The organism is Marinibacterium sp. SX1 (assembly GCF_050389775.1).
Taxonomy (GTDB): Bacteria; Pseudomonadota; Alphaproteobacteria; order Rhodobacterales; family Rhodobacteraceae; genus Marinibacterium.
Genome location: NZ_CP177144.1, coordinates 3361573 through 3387840 on the forward strand (window position 1 = coordinate 3361573; position 26268 = coordinate 3387840).

Annotated in this window: 19 protein-coding genes; 8 read left to right on the forward strand and 11 right to left on the reverse strand. The window is 66.8% G+C overall.

The features are described from left to right. Nucleotides 1-11: 11 nt before the first annotated feature. Nucleotides 12-1184: a molybdopterin molybdotransferase MoeA gene (locus ACK3BB_RS15180; RefSeq protein ID WP_428928747.1), complete on the forward strand. Its 1173-nt coding sequence runs from the start codon at nucleotides 12-14 to the stop codon at nucleotides 1182-1184. A gap of 122 nt (nucleotides 1185-1306) precedes the next feature. Continuing rightward, on the forward strand, nucleotides 1307-2002 hold the full coding sequence (gene lexA / locus ACK3BB_RS15185; RefSeq protein ID WP_428925481.1) for a transcriptional repressor LexA: 696 nt from the start codon (nucleotides 1307-1309) through the stop codon (nucleotides 2000-2002). A gap of 358 nt (nucleotides 2003-2360) precedes the next feature. Here the strand turns inward: lexA and ACK3BB_RS15190 are convergent, their stop codons facing one another. Further along, complete coding sequence (locus tag ACK3BB_RS15190) at nucleotides 2361-4739, reverse strand: ComEC/Rec2 family competence protein (RefSeq protein ID WP_428925482.1); 2379 nt, start codon at nucleotides 4737-4739, stop codon at nucleotides 2361-2363. Nucleotides 4740-4817: 78 nt separating this feature from the next. Between ACK3BB_RS15190 and gltX the strand changes: the two genes are divergently transcribed. Next, nucleotides 4818-6230, forward strand: a complete 1413-nt coding sequence (gene gltX / locus ACK3BB_RS15195) for a glutamate--tRNA ligase (RefSeq protein ID WP_428925483.1) — start codon at nucleotides 4818-4820, stop codon at nucleotides 6228-6230. A gap of 96 nt (nucleotides 6231-6326) precedes the next feature. Then, nucleotides 6327-7622 carry a citrate synthase gene (gene gltA, locus ACK3BB_RS15200; protein WP_428925484.1) on the forward strand — a complete coding sequence of 432 codons (1296 nt, stop codon included), beginning with the start codon at nucleotides 6327-6329 and terminating at the stop codon, nucleotides 7620-7622. A 194-nt stretch (nucleotides 7623-7816) separates the two neighbouring features. On the opposite strand, the gene ACK3BB_RS15205 is transcribed toward gltA, so the two are convergent. From ACK3BB_RS15205 to ACK3BB_RS15250, 10 genes are all read right to left on the reverse strand, one after another. Next, nucleotides 7817-8596, reverse strand: a complete 780-nt coding sequence (locus tag ACK3BB_RS15205) for an enoyl-CoA hydratase-related protein (protein WP_428925485.1) — start codon at nucleotides 8594-8596, stop codon at nucleotides 7817-7819. Between the two features lie 71 nt (nucleotides 8597-8667). After that, nucleotides 8668-9150: a cytochrome c-type biogenesis protein gene (locus ACK3BB_RS15210; protein ID WP_428925486.1), complete on the reverse strand. Its 483-nt coding sequence runs from the start codon at nucleotides 9148-9150 to the stop codon at nucleotides 8668-8670. After that, a complete protein-coding gene (locus tag ACK3BB_RS15215) occupies nucleotides 9147-11120 on the reverse strand; it encodes a heme lyase CcmF/NrfE family subunit (protein ID WP_428925487.1) in 1974 nt (657 codons plus the stop codon). The genes ACK3BB_RS15210 and ACK3BB_RS15215 overlap by 4 nt, the downstream gene beginning before the upstream one ends. Nucleotides 11121-11216: 96 nt before the next feature. Beyond that, nucleotides 11217-11801 (reverse strand): holin family protein, encoded by a 585-nt coding sequence (locus ACK3BB_RS15220; protein ID WP_428925488.1) that lies wholly within the window; start codon nucleotides 11799-11801, stop codon nucleotides 11217-11219. After that, nucleotides 11792-12403, reverse strand: coding sequence for a holin-associated N-acetylmuramidase (locus ACK3BB_RS15225; RefSeq protein ID WP_428925489.1), 612 nt, complete (start codon nucleotides 12401-12403; stop codon nucleotides 11792-11794). Before ACK3BB_RS15225 ends, ACK3BB_RS15220 begins: the two co-directional genes overlap by 10 nt. A gap of 154 nt (nucleotides 12404-12557) precedes the next feature. After that, nucleotides 12558-13001, reverse strand: a complete 444-nt coding sequence (gene ccmE, locus ACK3BB_RS15230; protein WP_428925490.1) for a cytochrome c maturation protein CcmE — start codon at nucleotides 12999-13001, stop codon at nucleotides 12558-12560. 17 nt (nucleotides 13002-13018) lie between these two features. Next, nucleotides 13019-14047 (reverse strand): N-acetyl-gamma-glutamyl-phosphate reductase, encoded by a 1029-nt coding sequence (argC, locus tag ACK3BB_RS15235; protein ID WP_428925491.1) that lies wholly within the window; start codon nucleotides 14045-14047, stop codon nucleotides 13019-13021. Between the two features lie 81 nt (nucleotides 14048-14128). Next, nucleotides 14129-14938 carry a glutamate racemase gene (locus ACK3BB_RS15240; protein ID WP_428925492.1) on the reverse strand — a complete coding sequence of 270 codons (810 nt, stop codon included), beginning with the start codon at nucleotides 14936-14938 and terminating at the stop codon, nucleotides 14129-14131. A gap of 34 nt (nucleotides 14939-14972) precedes the next feature. Further along, nucleotides 14973-15851 carry a lysophospholipid acyltransferase family protein gene (locus ACK3BB_RS15245; RefSeq protein ID WP_428925493.1) on the reverse strand — a complete coding sequence of 293 codons (879 nt, stop codon included), beginning with the start codon at nucleotides 15849-15851 and terminating at the stop codon, nucleotides 14973-14975. A 78-nt stretch (nucleotides 15852-15929) separates the two neighbouring features. After that, complete coding sequence (locus ACK3BB_RS15250; protein ID WP_428925494.1) at nucleotides 15930-19349, reverse strand: indolepyruvate ferredoxin oxidoreductase family protein; 3420 nt, start codon at nucleotides 19347-19349, stop codon at nucleotides 15930-15932. Between the two features lie 165 nt (nucleotides 19350-19514). Here ACK3BB_RS15250 and ACK3BB_RS15255 point away from each other — a divergent pair, with 165 nt between their 5' ends. The 4 genes from ACK3BB_RS15255 to purL all read left to right on the forward strand — a co-directional run bounded on the left by ACK3BB_RS15255 (nucleotide 19515) and on the right by purL (nucleotide 26241). Then, nucleotides 19515-20420 carry a LysR family transcriptional regulator gene (locus tag ACK3BB_RS15255; protein WP_428925495.1) on the forward strand — a complete coding sequence of 302 codons (906 nt, stop codon included), beginning with the start codon at nucleotides 19515-19517 and terminating at the stop codon, nucleotides 20418-20420. A 557-nt stretch (nucleotides 20421-20977) separates the two neighbouring features. Then, entirely contained in the window at nucleotides 20978-23230 is a 2253-nt protein-coding gene (locus ACK3BB_RS15260; RefSeq protein WP_428925496.1) for a mechanosensitive ion channel family protein, read from the forward strand. Nucleotides 23231-23503: 273 nt separating this feature from the next. After that, entirely contained in the window at nucleotides 23504-23902 is a 399-nt protein-coding gene (locus ACK3BB_RS15265) for a hypothetical protein (protein ID WP_428925497.1), read from the forward strand. A gap of 179 nt (nucleotides 23903-24081) precedes the next feature. After that, nucleotides 24082-26241, forward strand: a complete 2160-nt coding sequence (gene purL, locus ACK3BB_RS15270; RefSeq protein ID WP_428925498.1) for a phosphoribosylformylglycinamidine synthase subunit PurL — start codon at nucleotides 24082-24084, stop codon at nucleotides 26239-26241. Nucleotides 26242-26268 lie beyond the last annotated feature (27 nt).

Consider the following 26268-nt stretch of genomic DNA (forward strand, 5'->3'; position numbering starts at 1 on the left):
CGGCAACGGGCATGATCGCCGTGGCCGAGGCGCTGGACAAGCTCTTTGCCCTGGTCGACCCGCTGGACACCGAAACCATCGACCTGGCCCGGGCCGGCGGCCGCGTGCTGGCCGCCCCGGTCGAGGCCCGGCGCGATCAGCCGCCCTTTGCGGCCTCGGCCATGGATGGCTATGCGCTGAAATCCGTCGAGGCCATGCGCGATGCGCAATTCCTGGTGGTCGGTGAATCCGTGGCCGGGCGGCGCTATGACGGCAGGGTCGGGCCCGGCCAGGCCGTGCGCATCTTTACCGGCGCGCCGGTGCCCGAAGGCGCCGACCGGGTGGTCATCCAGGAAGACGTGCGCCGCGACGGAAAGCTGATCTCGCTGCTGGAAGAGCCCGAGGACAGCCTGAACATCCGCCCCGCCGGCACCGATTTCACCGCCGGCACGCAGGTCGACGCGCCGCGCCGGCTGGGCCCGATGGACGTGGCCCTGCTGGCCGCGATGAACATCGGCCGGGTCACCGTCACGCGCAGGCCCCGAGTCGCGCTGATCTCGACCGGCGACGAGCTGGTCCTGCCCGGCGAAGATCCCGGCCCCGACCAGATCATCGCGTCCAACACATTCGGGCTGAAGGTCATGCTCGAGGCCGCCGGGGCCGAGGTGCACCTGCTGCCCATCGCCCGCGACACCACGGCCTCGCTCACCACGGCCTTCGACCTGGCCCGGGGCGCCGACCTCGTGGTGACGATCGGCGGCGCGTCTGTGGGCGATTACGACCTGGTCGGCGACGTGGCCGCCCAGCTGGGCATGAACCAGAGCTTCTACAAGGTGGCCATGCGCCCGGGCAAACCGCTGATGGCCGGGCGCATCGACGGCGCGGCCATGGTCGGCCTGCCGGGCAACCCGGTCTCGGCACTGGTCTGCGGCGAGGTCTTCCTGCGGCCGATGATCGACGGCTTCCTGGGCCTGGGCAAGGCCCCGGCCCCGCGCCGCCAGGCCGTGCTGAGCCAGCCGCTTGGCCCCAACGGCCCGCGCGAACATTACATGCGCGCCACGCTCGGCCCCGAGGGCATCCAGGCCTTCGACCGCCAGGACAGCGGTCTGCTCAGCGTGCTGACCCGGGCCAATGCGCTGCTGGTCCGCCCACCGCGCGACGCCGCGCGCGAGATCGGCGAGACGGTCGATTACCTGCCGCTCTGACAGGTATCCCTGCGGCGGCCGGGCAAAACGCCGCAGGGCAGATGCCGGAGGGGAAGGCTGTTGACACAAAACGGGAACATGCGTAGAACATATGTAAACGCAAGGTCCTGAAGGAGCGGCGCATGCTCACCAAGAAGCAGTTGGATTTGCTGGATTTCATCAACAAGCGGGTGCAGCGCGACGGCGTGCCCCCCAGTTTCGACGAAATGAAGGAAGCGCTGGATCTGCGATCGAAATCCGGCATTCACCGGCTGATCACGGCGCTCGAAGAGCGGGGCTTTATCCGCCGCCTGCCGCACCGGGCCCGGGCGCTGGAAATCCTCAAGCTGCCCGAAAGCCTGGGCGGCGCGCCGACCACGGGGTTCCATCCCCGGGTGATCGACGGCGACCAGGGCGAAAGCCACGTGGCGGCCAATGTCGAGCCGGCGGCCTTTGCCGCGGTCGAACTGCCGGTGATGGGCCGCATCGCCGCCGGTGTGCCGATCGAGGCGATCAGCCATGCCTCGCACCAGATCGCAGTGCCGGGCACGATGCTGTCTCAGGGCGAGCATTACGCACTTGAGGTCAAAGGCGATTCGATGATCGGCGTGGGCATCAACGACGGTGACATCGTGGTGATCCGCGAAACCTCGACGGCCGACAACGGGGATATCGTCGTGGCGCTGGTCGAGGATCACGAGGCCACGCTGAAGCGCTATATCCGCAAGGGCAATGCCATCGCGCTGGAGGCCGCCAACCCGGCCTATGAAACCCGTGTCTTCCCCGAGGACCAGGTCAAGGTGCAGGGCCGCCTGGTCGGGCTGATCCGCTCCTACTGATCAATTCCTGCGGATCCGCTCGGGTTGATTGCTCCCTTCTGACCCGTTCAGACTGGTCCGCTCGGTTGATCGCACCCATCTGGCCCGCTTCTGCTGATCCGTTAGCGCTGATCACCACCGTCTGGTCTGCCCTGCTAGTACGCTCAGGTTGATCACCCCCTGCTGATCCGCACCTGCGGGTCCAGTCGGGTTGATCACCACCGTCGGATCCACTCCTGCTGATCCGTTCGTGCTGATCACGACCCCTTCTCACCTGATCCTGCTGATCCCCATCTCCAAGCCACTTCACCGGCCGAGGTTCGGTGGAGTGCTCTTCCCGGGTTTGCGGTCGGGACATTCGTTCTCGCTGTTCAGCGTTTCATTGAAACGCCCCTGGCCACAGTCGCGGTGATGCCCCGTTCCACAGCCTGTGACCGGAAAGCTCCTGCGCGGTGACGATGCGCAGCCCCTTTGGCCCGGGGATGACCGCAAGGCTGCCGGTGTCGCGCAGACGCCGGGCGTCGTAGATCTCGCATCCCTGCGCGTTGTGGGCCGATGACTTCCCCGTCGCGATAGCTTCCTGCGACGTCTCTCCCCTCGTGCCGCTACTCCTTGACCTCAGTCCGCCTGTGCCGCTCTTCTGCGATGTTTCTCCCCTCGCGCCGCCACTACTTGCTCCCACTTCGCCCGTGCCGCTCTTCTGCGCCGTCACCCCACTCGCCCCGCTATTTGACGCCACCCCACTTTCCTCGACTTGCAACGTGGCCCCCGTCCACAACGCCGACCCGATCCCATTGCCCGTTTGCGCCGCTCCCCCTTCCGCATTGCCCGTCCCCGCCGTCTTGCCCGCCAGCACCGACAACGGCTCGGTCGAAATCACCAGGTCGCCCGCCTTGCAGCCACCGAATTGCCGCGCCGCGCGTTTGCCCGCCACATGGATCAGGGTCCCGCCCTCCAGCCCGATCCGCCGGATCAGTGCCGCCGGGTCGTCATCGGCCGGCCAGCGCGCCGCCGCCTGGGACTGGTCGGCCAAGTCGCCATCGTTCTCCAGCCAGATCCCCGCCACGAAGCCCGCCCCGCGCGGCCGGCTGAGCGCCCGGCCGCCTTCGGTCATCACCCCGACCAGCCCGCCGGTATCAGCGACCAGCACCGCCGGCCGCCCGGCGTCGGACCAGACCATCAGCGCCACGACCATCACCGGCACCCCGGCCCATCGCGCACGCCCCTGCCACAGGATGACCCACAGCGCCCCGAGGCTCAGCATCGGCAGCACCGCCGGCCCCGGGGCCACGACCGGCCGGCGCGCACCCTGCCAGGAGGACACCTCTCCGGCCACGGCCAGGATCCAGTCCAGCCCCAGCCCCATCACCTGCAATGCCGGCCCTTCCAACCCCAGCGGCGCCAGGATGGCCGCGACCACTGCCGCCGGCACGACGATCGTGCCCATCACCGGCACCGACACCAGGTTGGCCACCAACCCATAGGGCGCCAGAGCGTTGAAATGCGCCGCCGCCACCGGCGCGGTGGCCAGCCCGGCCACGGCCGAGGACAGCACCACGCCCATCACCGGTCGTGCCCAGCCCGGCAACAGCCGGCTTTCCAACCCGCGCAGGCCCGTGAACACCGCCACCAGCGCCGTCGTCGCGGCAAAGGACATCTGGAATCCCGGGGACAACAGCGCCTCGGGCCGCAATGCCAGGACGATCAGCGCGGCCAGCGCCACCGCCCGCAAGGACAGCGCGCGCCGGTCGAACAGCACCGCGACCAGCGCCACGGCAACCATGATGAAGGCCCGTTCGGTGGCCACGTTGCCCCCCGACAGCGCCAGGTAGACCGCCGCCGCGGCCAGCGCGCCAAGTGCGGCCATCTTGCGGATCGGCCAGCGCAACGCCAGTCGCGGCACCAGCGCCAGGGCCAGGCGCAGCCCGGAAAACACCACCCCCGCCAGCAGCCCCATGTGCAGCCCCGAGATCGCCAGCAGATGGGCCAGGTTGGACGCCCGCAACGCCTCCAGCGCGGCCTGCCCGATGCCCGACCGATCGCCGGTGGTGACCGCCGCGGCAAAGCCGCCGGTCTCGCCCGGCAGCCGGGCGCGGATATGGGCGGACACGGCCATGCGCAGGGCAAAGATCCGCATGGCCAACCCCTCGGCATCGGGCGGCCCGGCGATCAGCACCGGCACGCGGGTATAGCCCACCGCGCCAAGGCGCTGAAACCAGACATGGCGGCGGAAATCGAACCCGCCCGGCTCGGCCGGCCCCTGGGGCGGCGACAGGTGGCCCGTGGTCATGACCCGCTGGCCCGGCCGCAGATCGGCCCCCGGCCCGTGCAGCGACAGCCGCACCCGCGCCGGCACGCGCGCCGGGTTCATGTCGCGCAGGACCACCCGGTCCAGCGTCATGCGCGGCGCGTCGGAGGCCGAGCGATCCAGCGCCACGATGCGCCCTTCGACCGGGCCGTAATAACGAAATTCGAGCCGGGGCGCGCCGACCTGGTGGGCCCGGTGGCCGGCCAGCCCGAAGCCCAGGGCGCAGAGCGCCAACCCGGTCAGCAACGGCGCCCAGGCCCCCGGCCAGCGCCAAGCCACACCCGCCAGAAGGACGAAGAGCCCGGCCGCGATCGCGTAGCAGATCGCGCCGGGCTCTGTCCGCAGCCCGAAATAGAGCCCTATTCCGGCCGCGACGCAAACCGGCGACCAGGGAAACAGAAAGCCCCGCTGTCCCCAAAGGGCCGTTTCTACCCGGACCAGTTCGCGCATCTTGCCCCTTCATTGCGGGGTCGCTAGACAGGCTCAGATCCTACATTCGCTTGGTTAGCAAAAGGTAAACGCCTCCCCGTGACCGGCTCCGAGACTTCTCCCGTCATCACCCGCTTCGCGCCTTCGCCCACCGGCTTCCTGCATATCGGCGGCGCGCGAACCGCTTTGTTCAACTGGCTTTATGCCCGCGGCCGCGGCGGAAAATTCCTGCTGCGAATCGAGGACACCGACCGCGAACGGTCGACCCCCGAGGCAACGGCGGCCATCCTCCAGGGCATGGCCTGGCTGGGGCTCGACCACGACGGCGAGGTGGTCAGCCAGTTCGACGGCGCCGCGCGCCATGCCGAAGTGGCCCACCAGCTGCTGGCCGAGGGCAAGGCCTACAAGTGTTTTGCCACCCAGGACGAAATCGCGGCCTTCCGCGAGGCGGCCCGTGCCGAGGGCCGCTCGACGCTCTTCCGCTCGCCCTGGCGCGATGCCGACCCGGCCAGCCATCCCGACGCGCCTTTTGTCGTGCGGATCAAGGCCCCGCTGGAGGGCGAGACGGTCATCCGCGACCAGGTCCAGGGCGACGTGACGATCCGCAACGACCAGCTCGACGACATGGTCCTGCTGCGCGCCGACGGCACTCCGGTCTACATGCTGGCCGTGGTGGTCGACGACCACGACATGGGCGTGACCCATGTGATCCGGGGCGACGACCATCTCAACAATGCCGCGCGCCAGATGATGATCTATGACGCCATGGGCTGGGACGTCCCGGTCTGGGCGCATATCCCGCTGATCCACGGGCCCGACGGCAAGAAATTGTCGAAACGTCACGGCGCGCTGGGGGCCCAGGAATACCAGGCCATGGGCTATCCGGCCGCCGGCATGCGCAATTACCTGGCCCGGCTGGGCTGGAGTCATGGCGATGACGAATTCTTTACGGATGCGCAGGCACAATCCTGGTTCGATTTCGACGGAATCGGCAAGAGCCCGGCCCGGTTCGACACCAAGAAACTGGAAAACCTCTGCGGCCAGCACATCGCCGTCAGCGATGATGCCGCGCTGCGGCAGGAAATCGAGGCTTACCTGGTCGCCGCCGGCCAGCCCGCCCTGGCTCCGGCCAAGGCAGAGGCGCTGGAAACGGCCATGTATTGCCTGAAGGATCGCGCGAAGACATTTCCCGATCTTCTTGAAAAGGCACACTTCGCGTTAACCGATCGCCCGATAGAACCCGAACCGAAAGCCGCCAAGGCCCTCGATTCTGTATCCCGTGGTATGCTGAGCGATTTGACGCCGCAGTTGCAAAATGCTAGCTGGTCCCGTGACACGCTGGAGGCCGTGCTCAATGGCTTCGCCGAGGCGCAAGGGATGAAGTTCGGCAAGCTGGCCGGACCGCTTCGGGCCGCGTTGGCCGGTCGGGCCGCAACGCCTTCGGTGTTCGACATGATGGTGCTCCTGGGACGTGAGGAAACGATCGCCCGGCTCACCGATGCGGCGGGCTAGGCCCCGCCCCATGCCATTCGGGCCTGCGCCTCGCCGCGCGGGCCCTGTTCCGAGCGGGACCATACCGGGCCCCGCCCCTGTTAGGAGGGAGTCCCAATGACAGAACCCAGCAAGACAGCGACGCTGACCCTCGATGGACAGTCTATCGACCTGCCCATTCATTCGCCTTCCGCCGGGCCCGACGTGGTCGACATCCGCAAGCTCTATGGCGGCGCGGGCGTCTTCACCTATGACCCGGGCTTCACCTCGACGGCGTCCTGCCGCAGCACCATCACCTTCATCGACGGTGACAAGGGCGAGCTGCTGCACCGGGGCTACCCGATCGACCAGCTGGCGTCCAAGTCGCATTACCTCGAAGTCTGCTACCTGCTGCTTTACGGAGAGCTCCCGACCGCGACGCAGCTGGAAGATTTCGAAAGCCGCGTGACCAACCACACGATGCTGCATGAACAGATGCAGTATTTCTTCCGCGGGTTCCGCCGCGACGCCCACCCGATGGCCATCCTGGTCGGCGTGGTCGGCGCGATGTCGGCCTTCTACCACGACTCGACCGACATCAACGATCCCTGGCAGCGCGAGGTCGCCTCGATCCGCCTGATCGCCAAGATGCCGACGATCGCGGCCTGGGCCTATAAATACCACTTGGGCCAGCCCTTCGTGTATCCGCGCAACGACCTGGATTACGCGTCGAACTTCCTGCGCATGTGCTTTGCCGTGCCGGCCGAGGAATATGTCGTTGACCCGATCCTGAGCCGCGCGATGGACCGGATCTTTACCCTGCACGCCGACCACGAGCAGAACGCCTCGACCTCGACCGTGCGCCTGGCCTCGTCCTCGGGTGCCAACCCGTTTGCCTGCATCGCGGCCGGCATCGCCTGCCTCTGGGGCCCGGCCCATGGCGGCGCCAACCAGGCCTGCCTGGAGATGCTCAAGGAAATCGGCACGGTCGACAAGATCCCCGAGTTCATCGCCCGCGCGAAGGACAAGAACGATCCGTTCCGCCTGATGGGTTTCGGCCACCGCGTCTACAAGAACTTCGATCCCCGCGCGACGGTGATGAAGCAATCGGCAGACGAGGTGCTCGACCTGCTGGGTGTCGAGGACAACCCGATCCTGCAGGTGGCCAAGGAGCTTGAGAAACAGGCGCTGGAAGATCCGTATTTCGCGGACAAGAAACTCTTCCCGAACGTCGACTTCTACTCGGGCATCATCCTCGAGGCCATGGGCTTCCCGACCTCGATGTTCACCCCGATCTTCGCCCTGTCGCGGACCGTGGGCTGGATCTCGCAGTGGAAGGAACAGCTGTCGGATCCCGAGCACAAGATCGGCCGCCCGCGCCAGCTGTATGTCGGCGAAACGCTGCGCGACTACGTGGACATCGAAAACCGCTGATCGCGGCGACATCCGAAGACACCAGCGCCCCGGACTCGGTTCCGGGGCGCTTTTTTCTGCATTGTCGGTCCGGCGTCACCGGCGTGCCGGATATTTTCAAAGAGAAAGAAGCAGCAAGCGGCGCGCTCCTGCTTCTTTCTCTTTCCAAGTATTCCCGGGGGAGTCCTCCAACGGAGGACGGGGGCAGCGCCCCCTCAGCGACCTTCGAACCTGGCGGGCCGTTTCTCGAGAAAGGCCATCACGCCTTCCTGGAAATCGCGGGTCTTGCCACAGGCGCCCTGCAGCTGGGCCTCGACCGACAATTGCGCCTCAAGCGGGTTCTCGAAGCTCTGGCGCATGGCCGTCTTGACCGCCTTGAAGGCCTCGGTCGGGCCATTGGCCAGGTGGGCGGCGCGGGCCTGCCAATGGGCTTCGAACCCGTCATCCTCGACCGCTTCCCAGATCAGGCCCCAGTCTTCGGCCTGCCGGGCCGGGATCTTTTCGGCAAAGAGCGCGGCGCCCATGGCCTTGGCCAGGCCGGCCTTGCGCGGCATGAACCAGGTGCCGCCGGCATCGGGCATCAGGCCGATCCGGGTGAAGGCCTGGAGGAAATAGGCGCTTTCGCTGGCGATCACCACGTCGGCCGCCAGGGCCAGGTTGGCCCCTGCACCCGCCGCCGGACCATTGACCGCCGAGATCGTCGGCACCGGGCTTTCGGTGATGGCCAGGATCAGCGGGCCATATTCCTCGCGCAGGGTGCGTTCGAGATCGGCATCGGCCGCATTGGCCCGGTCGCCCAGGTCCTGGCCCGAACAAAAGGCCTTGCCCGCGCCGGTCAGCACGATCGCCCGGGCGCCTTCGGCCGGGGCGGCCCGTACGGCATGGGTCAGCTCGGCCCGCATCTGGGCGGTCAAGGCGTTGTATTTCTCCGGCCGGTTCAGCGTGATCACCGCAACGGCGTCGCGGATGTCCAGCGTGATCGTCGTATAGTCCATGGGGTTGGTCTCCGTCCCTGTCGCGGCGCATCGTGGGTTGCGCCGCCTCTCTTGGCCAGCAGAACGCCGCGTCAGCGGCCCTGGGCCTCGTCACTCTCCAGGATGGCCTTCAGCCGGGCCTGCTCGTCGGGGCTGAGCCCGGCCTCGGCCGTGGTCTCTGCCCGCGCACGCCCGCGCAGGAAGGCCAGCGCGGTGCCGGCGGCCAGGAGGAACATCAGCGGCCCCGCCGCCCAGAGCACCCAGTTGGCCCCGGTGGCCAGCGGGCGCAGCAGAACATATTCGCCGTAGCGGTCGGTGACAAAGGCCACGACCTCGGCGTCGCTGTCGCCGGCCACCAGCCGTTCGCGCACCAGCAGGCGCAGGTCGCGGGCCAGGTCCGCATTGGATTCGTCGATGCTCTCGTTGCGGCAGACCAGGCAGCGCAGGCCCTTGGAAATCTCGCGCGCCCGGGCTTCCAGCGCCGGGTCGGCCAGCACTTCGTCAGGCTGCACCGCCGCGGCGGGGATGGCCGCCAGCAGGGCCAGCGACAGGCAGATCCAGCGCAGCAGCCTCATTCCGCCGGCACTCCACCCGCAGTCCGGGCCTTGCGTGCCCCGGCGGCCACGCGGAACCGCCGGTCGCTCAGGCTGAGCACCCCGCCCAGGGCCATGATCAGGCAGCCCGCCCAGATCCAGTTGGCAAAGGGCTTGATATAGGTGCGCATGGTCCAGCCGCCGTCGGCCTGGCGGTCGCCGATCACCACGTAGAGATCGCGCAGCACGCGGTAGTCGATCGCCGCTTCGGTCGTGGGCATCCTCGCGACGGTGTAATTGCGTTTCTCGGGATACAGCCGGGTCAGCTCGCGCCCCTTCACAAAGACATGCACCTCGCCGACGATCGACGCATAGTTCGGCCCGCGCTGGCTGGTGACATCATGCAGGATCATGTCATAGCGCCCGACGGTGAACGGCTCGCCCGGATAGGCCACGCGGATGTCTTCCTTCTGCCAGGCGACCAGCCCGCAGATGGCAAAGATCGTGATGCCCAGCCCGGCATGGGCCACGGCCTTGCCCCAATCGGCCCGGGCCACGCGCATCAGCCGGCCAAGCCGGTCGATCCCGCCGCGCCCCGTCCGCCGCCACAGGTCGATCAGCGCGCCGGCAAAGACCCAGACGCCCAGAACGACGCCCATCGGCCCGACCGCGCTTTCGCCCGTGGTCACGGCATAGGCCAGCCCGCCAAGCGCGACCGACAGGCCCAGCACCGGCCAGAGCGGCTGCATCGTGCGCCGCAGGTTGCCGCGTTTCCAGGGCAGCATCGCCCCGACCGGCAGGATCACGGCCATGACGATGACAAAGGGCGTGAAGGCGGTGTCGAAGAACGGCGGCCCGACCGACAGCTTGCGGTCAAAGGCCATCTCGGCCACGACCGGCCAGACCGTGCCGACAAAGACCACAAGCGCGCTGACGGCCAGCAGGATGTTGTTGACGACCAGCGCACTTTCCCGGCTGACCATGCCAAAGACGCCCTTGGCCTCCATGGCCTGGGCGCGCACGGCGAAAAGGGTCAGCGCCCCGCCGGTGAAGGCGGCCAGGATCATCAGGATGAAAATCCCGCGCTCGGGATCGTTGGCAAAGGCATGCACCGAGGTGATGATGCCCGACCGCACGATGAAGGTGCCGATCAGCGAAAAGCCGAAGGCCAGGATGGCCAGCAGGATCGTCCAGCTCTTCAGCGCCTCGCGCTTTTCGACGACGATGGCCGAATGCAGCAGGGCCGCGGCAAAGAGCCAGGGCATGAAGGACGCGTTTTCCACCGGATCCCAGAACCAGAACCCGCCCCAGCCCAGCTCGTAATAGGCCCACCAGGACCCCAGCGCGATGCCGATGGTCAGAAAGACCCAGGCCGCCAGCGTCCAGGGCCGCACCCAGCGCGCCCAGGCCGCATCGACCCGGCCTTCGATCAGCGCGGCGACGGCAAAGGAGAAGGACATCGAAAGCCCGACATAGCCCAGGTAGAGAAACGGCGGATGGAAGGCCAGGCCCGGGTCCTGCAGCAACGGGTTCAGGTCCTGCCCGTCAAAGGGCGGCACGGCCATGCGCAGGAACGGGTTCGACGTGAACAGGATAAAGGCGAAAAAGGCCACGGCAATGGCCGATTGCACGGCCAGCACCCGCGCCCGCAGCGTCGGCGGCAGGTTGCCCCCGAACCAGGCGGCCATCGCGCCGAACAGCGTCAGGATCAGCACCCAGAGCAGCATCGACCCTTCGTGGTTCCCCCAGGTCCCGCTGATCTTGTAGAGCATCGGCTTGGCCGAATGCGAATTCAGCACCACCAGCTGCAACGAAAAATCCGAGGTCACGAAGGCCCAGGTCAGCGCGCCGAAACTGGCGGCTGTCAGGAGGAATTGCGCGGTGGCCGCGGGCTCGGCCACGGCCATCCAGCCGGGCCAGCGCCGGGCCGCCCCGATCAACGGGACAACGGCCTGCACGATGGCGACCAGGAAGGCGAGCACGAGGGCGAAATGGCCGAGTTCTGTGATCATGCCCTCAGGTATAGATCCGCGCCCGGGCGCCGCCAATCGCTTTCCGCCCGCCCCGCCCTGCGCAGATGGTCACGCCTGCGTCAGGGCGGGGCCGCGTCAGGCCGCCTGCGCCCGCCCGGCCTTCCAGGCCTCCAGCGCCGGGTTCTCGCCCCCGGCCACGACGCTCAGCGCCAGCCCGGCATCGGGCCCGGTATCAGCCGCCCCCGGCGTATCGGCCCGCATCTCGCGCAGCGCGGCGACGTTCTGCATCACCTCCGGCACCCGGCTCATCGTCTGGGCAATCTCGCGCTGAAAGGTCTGTGCCTTGGCCTGGTGACGCGCCCCGAAGTAAAAGGACACGATCACGCCCAACAGCCACCACAGCGGCTCGGGCACCAGGGCAATGCCCTGCATCCGCTCGGCAAACCACAGCGGATCGACCATGGCCGACACGAAAAGCCCCAATGTTCCCAAGGCCATGGCCGGCCGGGGCACGCGGTTGATCCCGTCCATCACCGCGTCGAACCGGCTGCGCCGGCCGGGCAGGAACTCGGCCGCTATCTGGGCCATGGCCTGGCCCTGCACCGCGCTTGCCCGCATCGCCCCCTTGTCGGAATTCTCGCGAAACAGTTCGACCGTCTCGGCCACCACGTTGCGCCCACCGCCAAAGACCAGCCCCATCGCTCCCTCGATCAGCCCCATGCCGCAACCCTCGCCTCGAATTCCGCGCCGCTCAGGTGCCAGGCCGGCGACAGGAACTCCTCGGCCCGCCGGATCCAGCCGCCCTTGCCGCCCGCCCTTGTGCGCGCGTACTTGCGGCTGGCCGGGCGCTGGTCGGCCAGACGAAAGTAGTAGTTCCGCCGGGCCACCCCATAGGCGTCACGCAGGGCCAGCGGATCGGGACGCGCGGCATCCTCGGCCGCCCCGATCGTCTGCGGCCCGATTGCCCCGTCGACGGCCACCGCATAGCCCATCTCCCGCAGTAGCCGCTGCAGGATCTTCACCGCGTTGGCCCCGGCATTCACATACATGTCGAACACGCTGGCCTGGATCTCGGCGGGTAGCTCGGCAATCCGCGGCCGCTGGTAATAATGCCGGATGAAGATATCCACCGCCTGCCCCCGGCTCAGCGCCCGCACATCCTCTTCGCTGACCCGCCCGTCCCCGGTCAGGTCCAGCCCCAGCCCCCGCATCGTGTGAATGGTCACCCCGTGGTTCGTCGCCCCGCCCGGGTCATCGGGGTCGTTGACGAAACCGCCTTCGCGGGCAACGATCTCTTCGGCTATCTCGCGCACTGTCTGCATGGCCGCCTCTCCGCGTCAAAACCGCAAAGACCCTGCCACCGCAAAGCTTAACGCCCCGCGCCGCCGGCGTACGTTGCGCCGCGCTCCTGCTTCTTTCTCTTCTTAAATATCCGGCGCGCCGGTCCCGCCCGCGCGCCGCTTCAGAACGGGGCGCTCAGCTTTCCGGTTCCTGGTAGACACCCTGTTCCTTCAGCGCATCCACCACTTCCTTGGGCATGTAGGTCTCGTCATGTTTGGCAAGGATTTCAGAAGCTTCGAAGACACCGTTGATGTAACGCCCGGTGCCGATCATGCCCTGGTTCTCCTCGAAGAGATCGGGCAGCACCCCGGTGAAGGTCACCGGGATCGACGCCCCGCCATCGGTCACGGAAAACCGCACCGTTTCCCCCTGGCCACGCACCAGCGTGCCTTCCTCGACCAGCCCGCCCAGGCGGAACACCTCCGAGGCCTGCGGCGGCTCTTCGACCACCTGGCTCGGCGCACGGAAATAGTTGATGCCGTCCCGCAGCGCATAGCCGATCAGCCCGGTCGACACGGCCAGCGCCACGAAGGCCAGCACGATCACCTGCACCCGCCGTTTCTTCTTCAGCCCCTTCATGACGCCTCCTCAAGCCATCACGGGAAGATCGGCGCCATCATCAGCCCCGAGGTTTCCTCTTCACCTAACATCAGGTTGGCGTTCTGCAATGCCTGGCCCGACGAGCCCTTGGTCAGGTTGTCGATCACCGAGACCACGATTGCCCGCCCGGGCACCCGGTCGGCAACCACGCCGACATGGCAGAAATTCGATCCGCGCACGTGATGCGTGCTGGGCGCCTCGCCGAAGGGCAATGTGACCACAAACGGCTCGTCGGCGTAAGCCTTTGACAGCGTGTCGTGAATCTCGGCCGCATCACCCCGCACGTAACAGGTCATCAGGATACCCCGGTTCACCGGCAGCAGATGCGGCGTCAGCTGCACCCGCACCTCGCGCCCGGCCGCCCGCGAGAATTCCTGGTCGAACTCGCCCAGGTGACGATGTGTCCCACCCATCGAATAGCCGTGATAGCCCTCGGACAGCTCGGCATGCAGCAGGTTTTCCTTGAGCGACCGCCCGGCCCCCGACACCGCCGCCTTCAGGTCCATGACGATCTCGTCCAGGTCGATCACCCCGGCCTTGACCAGCGGCATCAGCGCGAATTGCCCGGCGGCCGCGTTGCAGCCCGTGCCGGCCACCAGCCGCGCGCCCCGGATCTCGTCGCGGTAGAATTCGGTCAGCCCATAGACCGCCTCCTTCTGCAGCTCCAGTGCCGCATGGGCATTGCCGTACCATTTCTCATAGGCCGCCGGATCGCGCAGCCGGAAATCGGCCGACAGGTCGACGATCTTCAGATCGCGCGGCAGGGCCGAGATCACCGCCTGGCTGGTCTTGTGCGGCAAGGCGCAGAAACACAGGTCGATCTGCGAAAAGTCGATCTCGTCGATCTTCACCAGGTCCGGCAGGTCCAGGTGGCGCAGGTGGGGAAATACCTCGGCCATCGGCTGGCCGGCCTTGCGGTCGGCCGACAGGGCCTTGATTTCAAAAGACGGATGGCCGGCAATCAGCCGGACCAGCTCGGCCCCGGTATAGCCGGAGGCGCCAAGGATGGCGATGGAATGGGTCATGTGCGGACCTTTGATTCATGTGGGGGCGGATCGGGGCGATGGCCCGGCCCCCGGACAGGGAAGAAACGGATCGGGCCGTGATCAGACGGCGGAAAAGGCGATCTGTCGTCGCAGGAACTGCGTCGCGCGGTCGCTGACCTTGCGCGGATCGCCCGTGGTCACGAACCCGCCCGGGCCCTCGCCCAGCATGTTGGGATGGCGCGCCAGGTAATCGGCCAGGCTGGCCGCCACCAGGTCGGCCTGCGAGAACACCTTGACCTGCGGCCCCAGCGCCTCCTGAAAGGCCTCCTGCAGCAGCGGGTAATGGGTGCAACCCAGGATCGCGGCCTCGGGCTCGGGCATCTTGCGCTTGAGCGCGTCGACATGGCTGCGCACCAGCGCCTCGGCCAGGATCAGGTCGCCGTCCTCGATGGCATCCACCACCCCGCCGCAGGCCTGCGCCTCGACATCGACACCGATCGCCCGGAAGGCCAGCTCGCGCTGAAAGGCCCGGCTGCGCACCGTGGCCGGCGTGGCAAAGAGCGCCACGTGCTGCACGGCCACCTCGCGCGGCGGCGAGTTGTCGCCCCATTGCCGTTCGGTCAACGCCTCGATCAGCGGCACAAAGACACCCAGCACGCGCTTGCCGTTGGGCACGCCGTCTTCCTGCATCCGCCGCAGGCCGGCGGCCGAGGCCGTGTTGCAGGCCAGGATCACCAGGTCGCAGCCATTGTCCCACAGCCAGGTCACCGCATCGCGGGTCAGCCCGTGGATGTCATCGGCCTCGCGCACGCCGTAGGGCGCATTGGCGCTGTCGGCGTAATAGCGGAAGGGCACGTCGGGCAGACGCTTGGCAACGGCATCAAGGACGGTCAGGCCGCCCAGGCCGGAATCGAATATGCCGACGGACATGGCGCTTGCGGGGCTCTCGGGGTTCAGGCGCGGGTCACGCGCGGTGTTTCTCTTCGAATTCGAACCCGTATTCGTCGGAACGAAGCGGCTTCGGTGACAGCTCATACGTGGATTTGCGCAGGAAATCCATCATCGCCTTGCTGTCTTTTGCCAATGGGTTCAGCACCTCGCGCGAAATCGGCTTGCCAACGACCAGCCGCACGGGCGCATCGACCCGTTTGCGGAACTCCTTGATCAGCAATCCCATGCGCAGCGTGTAGTGGATATGGCTTGCCAGCTGGAACAGCCGCGAGTTCGACCCTTCGAAGAAGATCGGCACGACGGTGGCATCGCTCTTGGCCACCATCCGCGCGGTGAACCCGCGCCAGCCCGGATCCATGGGCCGTGAAAACGGCTTGGCCGCGGTCGACACGGTGCCCCCGGGAAAGATGCCGATGGCCCCGCCATCGCCCAGGTAGCGCAGCGATTCCCGGCGGGTTTCGATATTGGTGCGCACGGCTTCCTTGGTCTCGTCGAACGAGATCGGCAGGATGATCCGGTTGAGATCCTCGGCCTTGCGAAACACCCGATGCGCCAGGATGCGGAAATCGCCCCGGGTGACCGACAGGATATGGCCCATCACCAGCCCGTCGAGAATGCCGTAGGGATGATTGGCGATCAGGATCAGCGGGCCGGTGCGCGGGATGTGATCCAGCGACCCGCCGATGACATCCAGCGTCAAACCATAGCGTTCGACCATCACGGCCCAGAAATCCCGCCCTGCGGCCACCTCGGATTCGTAGCCGTTCGCGCGCTTGATCAGGCCGATCCGCCCGGTGGTGTTTTCCATGAGCCGGATCATGGCCCGGCCGGACTTGGTCTCGGCCGAATTCGCATAGGTAATATCGCGAACAACGTGTCGACGCGATGGCATCTGTGTCTCCGTCAGCCTCCCGGACCAATTTGCGGTCCGGGATACTAACATATGCTTTACGACACCCCGATGACAGCCCTATTCGGCCGCGCTCGCGACATCGGGACCGCCCGCGCGGATGACCGACAGCAGCTCTTCGCGGCGCTTGGCGGCCTTGCGTTCGTTGGCCTGCTTGACCGGTCCGAAGCCGCGGATGTCGAGCGGCAGCCGGGCCAGCGCGATGACCGCGTCGCGGGTTGCGGCGGACAGAAGGGGCAGCACCTCGCCCATGTCACGTTCGTATTGGTCGATCAGCGCGCGTTCCATCCGCCTTTCCTCGGTGCGCCCGAACGGGTCCAGCGGCCCGCCCCGCAGGGGCTTCATCCAGCTCAGCAGGCGCAACGGCAGTGTCATCCATGCGCCAAAGCGGCGCTTGGCCGGCCGGCCGTCGGGCCCCGGCCGGGCCAGCACCGGCGGCGACATGTGAAAGGACATCGAGAAATCGCCGTCGAACTCGGCCTCGGCCTTGGCTCGGGTGTCCAGCAGCAGGCGCGCGACCTCGTATTCGTCCTTGTAGGCCAACAGCTTGTGATAGCCCAGGGCCATGGCCTCGCGCAGGTCGCGGTCGGTCACGGCATCGACCCTCTCGCGATAGCGCCGGGCCAGCCGCCGCGATTGATAGGCCACCAGGTGATCCGCCCGAAAGGCAATGCGATCTTCCAGCGACCGGGGCAGCTGCACGACTTTGTCGGTCAGCAGCTCGGCGGCCTCGTTCGGGTGCAGAACGGCCCAGCGACCGATCTCGAAGGCCCGCTGGTTGCGCGCGACCGCCGCCCCGTTCAGCTCGATCGCGGCCATTATCGCGCCATGGCTCAGCGGCACCAGCCCGCGCTGCCAGGCCGCGCCGAAGACCATCATGTTGGAATAGATCGAATCCCCCAGCACCGACCGCGCCAGGTCCGAGGCATCGAACAGCGCGACCCTGTCCTTCATCCGTGCCTGAAGGGCCAGTTCAAGCCGGTCCGCCGGCAGGGCAAACTCGGTGTTGCGGGTGAAATCGCCGGTGATGATCTCGTGGCTGTTGACCACTGCCCCGGTCCGGCCCGGCCGGGTCAGGCCCAGCGTCTTGGCCCCGGCGCTGACCACGAGGTCACCGCCGATCAGCGCGTCTGCCTCGCCGGTGGCCACGCGTATGGCGCTGATATCGCCCGGTTTCTCGGCCAGCCGGCAATGGATGTGCACGGCGCCGCCCTTCTGGGCCAGCCCGGCCATTTCCATCATGCCCGCGCCCTTGCCGTCGATCTGAGCCGCCTGCGCCATCACCGCGCCGATGGTCACCACGCCGGTGCCGCCGACGCCCGTGATCACCACGTTCCAGGTCCCGTCGATGACCGGCAAGGCCGGTTCCGGCATGTCGGGCAGGTCCAGATCGGTCGTGGCCTCCTTGCGCGGCTTGGCCCCTTCGAGCGTCACGAAGGACGGGCAGAAGCCCTTGAGGCAGGAGAAATCCTTGTTGCACGACGATTGGTCGATCGCCCGCTTGCGGCCCAGCTCGGTTTCCTTGGGCACGATCGACACGCAGTTCGACTGGACCCCGCAATCGCCGCACCCCTCGCAGACGTCGGTATTGATGAAGACCCGCTTGTCGGGATCGGGGAACTTGCCGCGCTTGCGCCGGCGGCGCTTTTCCGCCGCGCAGGTCTGGATGTAGACGATGGCCGACACGCCCTCGACCTCGCGCAGGCGTTTCTGCACGTTGTCCAGCTCGGCCCGTTCGTGGAACGCCATGCCACGGGGAAAGGTCGATTGGTCGACGTCTTCCTTTTCGTCATAGACGACAACCACTTCGCCCACGCCCATCGCCTGCAGTTCGCGCACGATGCGCTGGGGCGACAGCCCGCCTTCGTTGGCCTGCCCGCCGGTCATGGCCACGGCGTCGTTGTAGAGGATCTTGTAGGTGATGTTGGTGCCGGCGGCCAAGGCGGCCCGGATGGCCTGCACGCCCGAATGGTTGTAGGTGCCGTCGCCCAGGTTCTGGAACACGTGTTTCGTCGTGGAAAACGGCGCCTCGCCGATCCAATTCGCGCCTTCGCCGCCCATGTGGGTGAAACCCAGCGTGTCGCGGTCCATCCATTGGGCCATGTAGTGACAGCCGATCCCGGCATAAGCCCGCGAGCCCTCGGGCACCTTCGTCGAGGTATTGTGCGGACAGCCCGAGCAGAAATAGGGGATGCGCGCGGCGATTTCCTGGGCATTGTCGTTGCGCCGCGCCTCGTCCAGCGCCTGCAGACCGGCCCGGATGCCGTCGGTCTCGCGGCCCTCTTCGACCAGGATGTCGCCCAGGGTCTGGGCGATCAGGATCGGATCCAGCGCGCCGCGCGTCGGGAACAGCTCTTCGCGGTGCATCGCGCCCGAGCCGCCCTTGTACCAGCCATAGACCCGCCGGCCGCGGCGGTCGTCGAATATCGCCTCCTTGATCTGCACCTCGATCAGCTTGCGCTTTTCCTCGACCACGACGATCAGGTCCAGCCCCTCGGCCCAGTCGTGAAAGCCCTGCATGTCCAGCGGGAAGGTCTGGCCGACCTTGTAAAGCGTGATGCCCAGCCGTTCGGCCTCGTTCTCGTCGATGTTCAGCAGCGACATGGCATGGATCAGGTCCAGCCAGTTCTTGCCCGCAGCGACAAAGCCGATCTTGGCACCCGGCTTGCCCCACATCCGCTTGTCCATGCCATTGGCCCGGGAAAACGCCTCGGCGGCAAAGCGCTTGTGGTCGATCATCCGGGTTTCCTGGGCCACGGGCGTGTCGAGCAGGCGGATGTTCAGCCCGCCCTCGGGCATCGGGAAATCGGGGGTCACCAGCTGCATGCGCTGGGGATCGCCATCGACCACGGCGGTGGTCTCGATCGTGTCCTTCATGGTCTTCAGCCCGACCCAGACCCCGGCAAAACGCGACAGGGCAAGGCCGTAGATGCCGTAATCCAGGATTTCCTGCACGCCGGCCGGGCTGACCACCGGGATATAGGCATCCACCATCGCCCATTCCGACTGGTGCAGCACGGTCGAGCTTTCGCCGGTGTGGTCGTCGCCCATGGCCATCAGCACCCCGCCCAGGGGCGCGGTGCCGGCCATGTTGGCATGTTTCATCGCATCGCCCGACCGGTCGACGCCCGGGCCCTTGCCGTACCACAGGCCGAACACCCCGTCGAAACGGTTCTCGCCCCGCAGGGCGGCCTGCTGGCTGCCCCAGAGCGCCGTGGCCGCCAGGTCTTCGTTCAGGCCGGATTGAAAGGTGATGTCGTGTTCGGCCAATGGCTTGGCCGCGCGCAGCATCTGCAGGTCGACGGCGCCAAGCGGCGATCCGCGGTAGCCCGTCACCAACCCGGCGGTTTCATGCCCGGCCGCCCTGTCGCGCATCTTCTGCATCATCATCAACCGGACCAGCGCCTGCGTACCGTTGAGCAGAACCGGGCTTTTTGTCAGGTCGAACCGATCGTTTAGGGAAATCTTTTGCTGAGTCATCTGGCTCCTCCCGTCCGGGTCAATTATTGATCACCGTAAGGGAAGGTTAGGTCAACTATACTGACCTGAACAGTGTTTTCTGTCGAAAGACCTCTTGTGAGGTTTATCTTAAGGCGTAGGTAGCAGTGTCAGGAAACACGGTCTCGTGTAGATGAAAGCGAAGAGATGGACTGGGACAAGCTGAGAATTTTTCACGCGGTGGCGGATGCGGGCAGCCTCACCCATGCCGGCGACAAGCTGAACCTGTCGCAATCGGCGGTGAGCCGGCAGATCCGCGCGCTGGAGGAAAGCCTTGGCGCCATCCTGTTCCACCGCCATGCCCGCGGGCTGATCCTGACCGAACAGGGCGAATTGCTGTTCGACGCGACCCGGTCGATGTCCAAGCGGCTGGAAGCCGCCGCCGCCCGCATCCGCGACAGCGAGGAAGAAGTCTTTGGCGAGCTGCGCGTGACCACGACGACCGGTTTCGGCACCATGTGGCTGGCCCCGCGCCTGCCCAAGCTCTACGAGAAATATCCCAATCTCAAGGTCGACCTGATGCTCGAGGAACGGGTGCTGGACCTGCCCATGCGCGAGGCCGACGTGGCCATCCGCATGAAAGAGCCCAGCCAGGCCGATCTCATCCGCAAGAAGCTGATGAACGTGCAGATGCGGCTGTATGCCTCGCGCGATTACCTCGACCGCGAAGGCGAGCCGGAAGAGATTTCCGACATTTCCGAACACCGGCTGATCTCGCAGAACACGCGGTCCGCCCAGGTCGCCGCCGGCGCGCTGCTGACCCAGCACCTGATGACCTTCAATCCGCGCTCGCTGTTGACGGTCAACAATTACTTCGGCGTGCTGCAGGCCGTGCTGAACAACCTGGGCATCGGCATCCTGCCCGATTACCTGGCCCAGGATTTCCCGGCCATGGTCCGCGTGCTGCCCGACCTGGAATCGGCCCCCGTGCCGACCTTCCTCGCCTATCCCGAGGAACTGCGCCATTCGCAGCGCATCGCGGCCTTCCGCGATTTCGTGCAGGACGAGATCATCGCCCACCGCAAGCAGCTGCGCGAGCTGGAACAGGTCTGATCCCCAGCTGACCCCGCCCCTGAGGTGGCCGGGCCCCGGGCGTTTCGCGCCCGGGTTGAACGTGATGGTGCGCTCAGCCCCGCAGTATCGCGCCGCGCCGACCTGACGCCATCTGGCGTCATCTTGTCTTTTGCCTTTGCGCGCTAGGTCTTGGACTGTCTTCTCCGGGGTCCGATCGGACCGCACCGGCCAGCCATGCATTGGGAACAGGTCAAGGCATGCACCAGATGCATAGCGGAGTTGACCTCGATTCGGCCGATCGCTCTTGATCGTTCGCATCCCGCCCCCTAAATGCGCAATTGAAGGTGGGAACGCTCAGCTGAGCATCACCTTCATACCTCCCTGTTGGACTTCGGCCGAGCTTAGTGCTCGGCCTTTTTTTTGGCCCCGGCGGAAATGCCGTGGCTGGCCCGCGCGCCCCTGCCCGGCCCACCCGTTCCCCCGATCACACAATCGTGCGCCTTTCTCGGCCCGGCCCGGCCTGCGGCCTTGCCCGGAGGCCGCCGCTCGTTAGGCTGGCCGCGTATTCAGGTTAATCGCCCACAGGTGGTGTCCCCATGTTCCATTTTGCCAGGATCATCCTGCTGGCCGCCGTGACGGCCGTTTTCGCGCTGTCCGCCCAGGCCCAGCACATGCCCGGTTCGTCCTCGGGCGGGTCGTCGGCGCCCCCCGCCACGCCCAGCCTGCCCGACCCGCTGACGCCCCAGGCCATCGAGGCCATGGTCGCGCGGATGTCGGACGACCAGGTGCGCAGCATGCTGCTCGACCGGCTCGATGCCGTGGCCGCCGCCGATGCCGCCTCGACCGGGCCCGACACGCTGACACATGACATCATGAGCGCCTGGCAGGCGTTCAGCGGGTCGATCACCATGGCCATCCAGCGCCTGCCCATGCTGCTGTCGGGCCAGGTCAGCGCCCTGGGCGCGTTCTTTGACACCTACGGGGTCGGCGGGGCCTTTGTGATGTTCCTGCTGATGGCCGTGGTCCTGGCGCTGGCCTATGGCGCGGAACGGCTGGTATCGATGTTGTTCCGCCGCTGGCAGAAGGAACCGCTGGCCGAGACCGACGAGGACAGCGGCCTGCTCGACACGGTCAGCTTCCTCGCTCGGCGGCTGATCCGCGAGCTGATCGGGCTGGCGGCCTTCTACCTGGTCATCCGCATCGCCGGACGGCTGCTGCTGAGCCCCGAACAGATCATCTTTGCCGGGCCGTTTGCCATCTACCTGATCTGGATGCCCCGCCTGGCCGCGGCCATCGGGCGCTTTGTCCTGGCTCCGAAACGGCCCGACAAGCGCCTGCTCACGGTCGACGACCACTGGGCCCGCTACCTGCAGCGCAACATCGTCGGCCTGGTCTTCCTCAGCGGGCTGACCATCTTCGTCGTCGCCTTCAACGCGCGCTTCGGGGTCGAGCCGGGCCTGACACGCATCGGCTTCTGGTTCGACAGCGCGGTCTATGTCTACATCATCATCATCGCCATGCAGGCCCGCGAGGCCCTGATCGGCATGATGCTGGGCAATCCGGAATCCCCCACCCGCTACGAGAAGATGATCTCGCGGGCCTATCCCTGGTACGCGGTGATCGTTTCCGTCGTGATGTGGGTCGTGGTCAACACGCTGATCGGCATGAACGAAATCGCCCTGCTGCTGGGCGGTGCCCATTACAAGACGCTGTTCTGGCTGCTGATCGCGCCGCTGCTCGACACGATGATCCGCGGCCTGACCCGTCACCTGGTGCCGCCGATGATCGGCGAGGGCCCGGTGGCCGAACATGCCCACGAGGCGACCAAGCGCAGCTATATCCGCATCGGGCGAGTCGTGCTGGTTGCCGCCGTGGCGATGATCATCCGCGACATCTGGAACATCAAGCTGACCGGCCAGGAAAGCTTTGGCGCCGACCTGATCGAATTCGTGATGACCTGTGCCGTGGGCTACATCGCCTTCGAACTGGCCGCGCTCTGGGTCAACCGCCGGCTGGCGCGGGAACAGACCTCGATGGGCAACCCGGCCGAAACCGAGACCGGCGGCGAAGGCGGCGGCGCGGGCGGCTCGCGGCTGACCACCGTCCTGCCGCTGGTGCTGGCGGCCGTGCAGGTGGCCATCGTCGTGGTCTTTGCCCTGCTGGCCATCGGCTCGCTGGGCATCGACACCACGCCGCTGCTGGCCTCGGCCGGCATCTTGGGCCTGGCCATCGGGTTCGGCGCCCAGAAGCTGGTGTCGGACGTGGTCGGCGGGATCTTCTTCCTGATCGACGATGCCTTCCGGGTCGGCGAATATGTCGATGTCGGCGGCACCACCGGCACGGTCGAAAAGATCTCGATCCGCTCGTTCCAGCTGCGCCACCACCGCGGACCGGTGCACACGATCCCCTATGGCGAGATTTCCAAGCTGACCAATTACAGCCGCGACTGGGTGATCATGAAGCTCAAGTTCACCGTGCCGTTCGACACCGATCCCAACAAGGTCAAGAAGATCTTCAAGAAGATCGGCGCCGAGATGATGGCCGACGAGCTGTACAAGGACGACTTCCTGGAGCCGTTCAAAAGCCAGGGCGTGTTCGATTTCGACGATGTCGGCATGATCATCCGGGGCAAGTTCATGGCCAAGCCGGGCACCCAGTTCACGATCCGCAAGGAGATCTACAACCGGGTCAAGAATGCCTTCCGCGAGAACGACATCGAGTTCGCCCGCCGCGAGGTGCGCGTGGCCATTCCCGCGCTCGAAGACGAGGACCTGTCCGACGACGAGCGCAAGGCCATTGCCGCGGCCGCCGGGGCCGCCGTGCAGCAGCAGGAGAACCCGCCGGGCTGACGCCCCGCCCGACCCTTGCGCGATGGCGCCGCAGCCCTGCCCGCCCCGTCCCCGCGACGGGGCGGTTGTCGTTTGCGGGCCGCGTCCTTTGCGGGGCATTGCGGGCCCAGTCGGGGGCGCGAAACCGGGCCGGCGGAGCGGGCCGACGCACCCCTTCGGAGCGGGGCGATATGTTTCCTTCGGACCGGGCCGATGTGTTTATGTGCAATTTTCTTGGAACCTATCCGGGTGCCCGCGGTTGACCAACCAGAGCAACACGGAAGGGAATGTACAATGCAACGCCTTGTTATGACTTCGATTTTCGCCCTTGGCATCGCAACCGCCGCAAGCGCCACGGTTGTGTCCGAAGACTCGCCGGCTGCAGACAACACCGACAGTGTCTATGAAGAGACGCTCGATTTCGTGGGCAACCCGGTCTACACCTCGGACGGTGAAATGATCGGCGTCGTGTCGTCGGCCACCACCGAAGCCGATGGCGACCGGATGATCCTGGTCACCTTCGACGACAGCTTCAACGACGAATATGCCGGCTGGGAATTCGAACTGGACGACAAGTGGGAAACCACCGGTGAGCTGACCGTCCTGTGGACCGCCGAAGAGCTGAAAGGCTGGATCGACGCCAACGGCGCCCTGCAGCAAGAGGCCCGCGAAGCGGCCAAGGTCGAAAACTGACCTGACCTGTGGGGGTGACATTGCCCCCGGGCCGCCGGCCGCATCCGCCCGGCACATGCCCCGAACAGACCAAGGCCCCCGCGCATCACGCCCGGGGGCTTTCGCGTGGGGGGCTTTCACCTTGCGCGGCGCTTCGGTAAAGGACCATCAACGGGAACGGGACAAAGGAAGCGCAGGCCATGTCGGAGCCCGCAATCACGCCGGAACTGATCGAAGCTCACGGGCTGAAGCCCGAGGAATACGCGGATATCCTGCGAATCCTCGATCGCGAGCCGAATTTCACCGAGATCGGCATCTTTTCGGCCATGTGGAACGAACATTGTTCCTACAAGTCGTCGAAGAAATGGCTGCGGACCCTGCCCACCAAGGGCCCCCAGGTCATCTGCGGCCCCGGCGAGAACGCCGGCGTGGTCGATATCGGCGATGGCCAGGCGGTGGTCTTCAAGATGGAAAGCCACAACCACCCGTCCTACATCGAGCCCTACCAGGGCGCGGCGACGGGCGTGGGCGGCATCCTGCGCGACGTGTTCACCATGGGCGCGCGGCCCATCGCGGCGATGAACGCGCTCAGCTTTGGCGAGCCGGCCCACCCCAAGACGAAATCGCTGGTGGCCGGTGTCGTCGCCGGTGTCGGCGGTTACGGCAATGCCTTTGGCGTGCCGACCGTGGGCGGCGAAGTGCGGTTCCATGCCGCTTACAACGGCAATTGCCTGGTCAATGCCTTTGCAGCCGGTTTGGCCGACGCCGACAAGATCTTCTACTCGGCCGCCTCGGGCGTGGGCATGCCCGTCGTCTACCTGGGCGCCAAGACCGGCCGCGACGGTGTCGGCGGGGCCACCATGGCCTCGGCCGAATTCGACGAGACCATCGAGGAAAAGCGCCCCACGGTGCAGGTCGGCGACCCGTTCACCGAGAAATGCCTGATGGAAGCCTGCCTCGAACTGATGACCACCGGCGCGGTGATCTCGATCCAGGACATGGGCGCCGCAGGCCTGACCTGTTCGGCCGTGGAAATGGGCGACAAGGGCAACCTGGGCATCAAGCTGGACCTCGACCGGGTGCCGACCCGCGAAAAGGCGATGACGGCCTATGAGATGATGCTCTCGGAAAGCCAGGAACGCATGCTGATGGTCCTGCGCCCCGAGAAAGAGGCCGAGGCCAAGGCCGTTTTCGACAAGTGGGACCTGGATTTCGCCATCGTCGGCGAAACCATCCCCGAGGACCGGTTCATCGTCATGCATGGCGGCGAGGTAAAGGCCGATCTGCCGCTCAAGGCGCTGTCGGGCGAGGCCCCGGAATACGACCGCCCCTGGGAGCCGACCGAGGCGCCCGAGCCGATGGCCGACGTGCCGGAGATCGACGCGATCGACGGGCTGAAGGGCCTGATCTCCAGCCCGAATTATGCCGCCAAGCAATGGGTTTACGAGCAATACGACAGCATGGTCATGGCCGATACCGTGCGCAACCCGGGGCTGGGCGCGGGCGTGATCCGCGTGCATGGCACCGACAAGCTGCTGGCCTTCACCTCGGACGTGACGCCCCGCTACGTGGTGGCCGACCCGGTCGAGGGCGGCAAGCAGGCGGTGGCCGAAGCCTGGCGCAACCTCTGCGCCGTGGGGGCCAGGCCGCTGGCCACGACCGACAACATGAACTTCGGCAACCCCGAAAAGCCCGAGATCATGGGCCAGTTCGTCGGCGCCATCCAGGGCATCGGCGCGGCGGTCGAGGCGCTGAACATGCCCATCGTGTCGGGCAACGTGTCGCTTTACAACGAAACCGACGGCGAGCCGATCCTGCCGACGCCGACCATCGGCGCGGTCGGGCTGATCGCCCATGCCGACCAGATGATCGCCGGCACCGCCCGTGACGGCCACCTGGCCATCCTGGTCGGCGAGACCACCGGCCACCTGGGCCGCTCGGCCCTGCTGGCCGAAGTGTTCAACCGCGAGGACGGCACCGCGCCCACCGTCGACCTGGACGCCGAAAAGCGCAACGGAGAGTTCATCCGCGCCAATGTCGACCTGATCCGCGCCTGCACCGACCTGGGCGACGGCGGGCTGGCGCTGGCCGCCTTCGAGATGGCCGAAGCCTCGGGCGTGGGCATCCAGATCGACGACGGCAGCACCCCGGCGCTCTTTGCCGAGGACCAGGCCCGTTACCTGATCGCCTGCAACTGGGATTGCGCCGAAGAGCTGATGATCCGCGCCGGCCAGGCCGGGGTGCAGATCTCGACCGTGGGCAAGTTCGCCGGCGACAGCGTCAAGTTCGGAAGCAGCGAAGCGCCGCTGGACGAGTTGACCGCGCTCTATCGCGGGGCCTTTGCCGAGGCCGTGGGCTGAGCCGCCGCCGCCCGGACCGGCGCGCAT

What these genes read in the sequence shown, in the direction of transcription:
- ACK3BB_RS15180 (WP_428928747.1), top strand. Translation starts at nt 12, where the DNA reads ATGATCGCCGTGGCCGAGGCGCTGGACAAGCTCTTTGCCCTGGTCGAC.
- lexA (WP_428925481.1), top strand. Translation starts at nt 1,307, where the DNA reads ATGCTCACCAAGAAGCAGTTGGATTTGCTGGATTTCATCAACAAGCGG.
- ACK3BB_RS15190 (WP_428925482.1), bottom strand. Translation starts at nt 4,739, where the DNA reads ATGCGCGAACTGGTCCGGGTAGAAACGGCCCTTTGGGGACAGCGGGGC.
- gltA (WP_428925484.1), top strand. Translation starts at nt 6,327, where the DNA reads ATGACAGAACCCAGCAAGACAGCGACGCTGACCCTCGATGGACAGTCT.
- ACK3BB_RS15205 (WP_428925485.1), bottom strand. Translation starts at nt 8,596, where the DNA reads ATGGACTATACGACGATCACGCTGGACATCCGCGACGCCGTTGCGGTG.
- ACK3BB_RS15210 (WP_428925486.1), bottom strand. Translation starts at nt 9,150, where the DNA reads ATGAGGCTGCTGCGCTGGATCTGCCTGTCGCTGGCCCTGCTGGCGGCC.
- ACK3BB_RS15215 (WP_428925487.1), bottom strand. Translation starts at nt 11,120, where the DNA reads ATGATCACAGAACTCGGCCATTTCGCCCTCGTGCTCGCCTTCCTGGTC.
- ACK3BB_RS15220 (WP_428925488.1), bottom strand. Translation starts at nt 11,801, where the DNA reads ATGGGGCTGATCGAGGGAGCGATGGGGCTGGTCTTTGGCGGTGGGCGC.
- ACK3BB_RS15225 (WP_428925489.1), bottom strand. Translation starts at nt 12,403, where the DNA reads ATGCAGACAGTGCGCGAGATAGCCGAAGAGATCGTTGCCCGCGAAGGC.
- ccmE (WP_428925490.1), bottom strand. Translation starts at nt 13,001, where the DNA reads ATGAAGGGGCTGAAGAAGAAACGGCGGGTGCAGGTGATCGTGCTGGCC.
- argC (WP_428925491.1), bottom strand. Translation starts at nt 14,047, where the DNA reads ATGACCCATTCCATCGCCATCCTTGGCGCCTCCGGCTATACCGGGGCC.
- ACK3BB_RS15240 (WP_428925492.1), bottom strand. Translation starts at nt 14,938, where the DNA reads ATGTCCGTCGGCATATTCGATTCCGGCCTGGGCGGCCTGACCGTCCTT.
- ACK3BB_RS15245 (WP_428925493.1), bottom strand. Translation starts at nt 15,851, where the DNA reads ATGCCATCGCGTCGACACGTTGTTCGCGATATTACCTATGCGAATTCG.
- ACK3BB_RS15250 (WP_428925494.1), bottom strand. Translation starts at nt 19,349, where the DNA reads ATGACTCAGCAAAAGATTTCCCTAAACGATCGGTTCGACCTGACAAAA.
- ACK3BB_RS15255 (WP_428925495.1), top strand. Translation starts at nt 19,515, where the DNA reads ATGGACTGGGACAAGCTGAGAATTTTTCACGCGGTGGCGGATGCGGGC.
- ACK3BB_RS15260 (WP_428925496.1), top strand. Translation starts at nt 20,978, where the DNA reads ATGTTCCATTTTGCCAGGATCATCCTGCTGGCCGCCGTGACGGCCGTT.
- ACK3BB_RS15265 (WP_428925497.1), top strand. Translation starts at nt 23,504, where the DNA reads ATGCAACGCCTTGTTATGACTTCGATTTTCGCCCTTGGCATCGCAACC.
- purL (WP_428925498.1), top strand. Translation starts at nt 24,082, where the DNA reads ATGTCGGAGCCCGCAATCACGCCGGAACTGATCGAAGCTCACGGGCTG.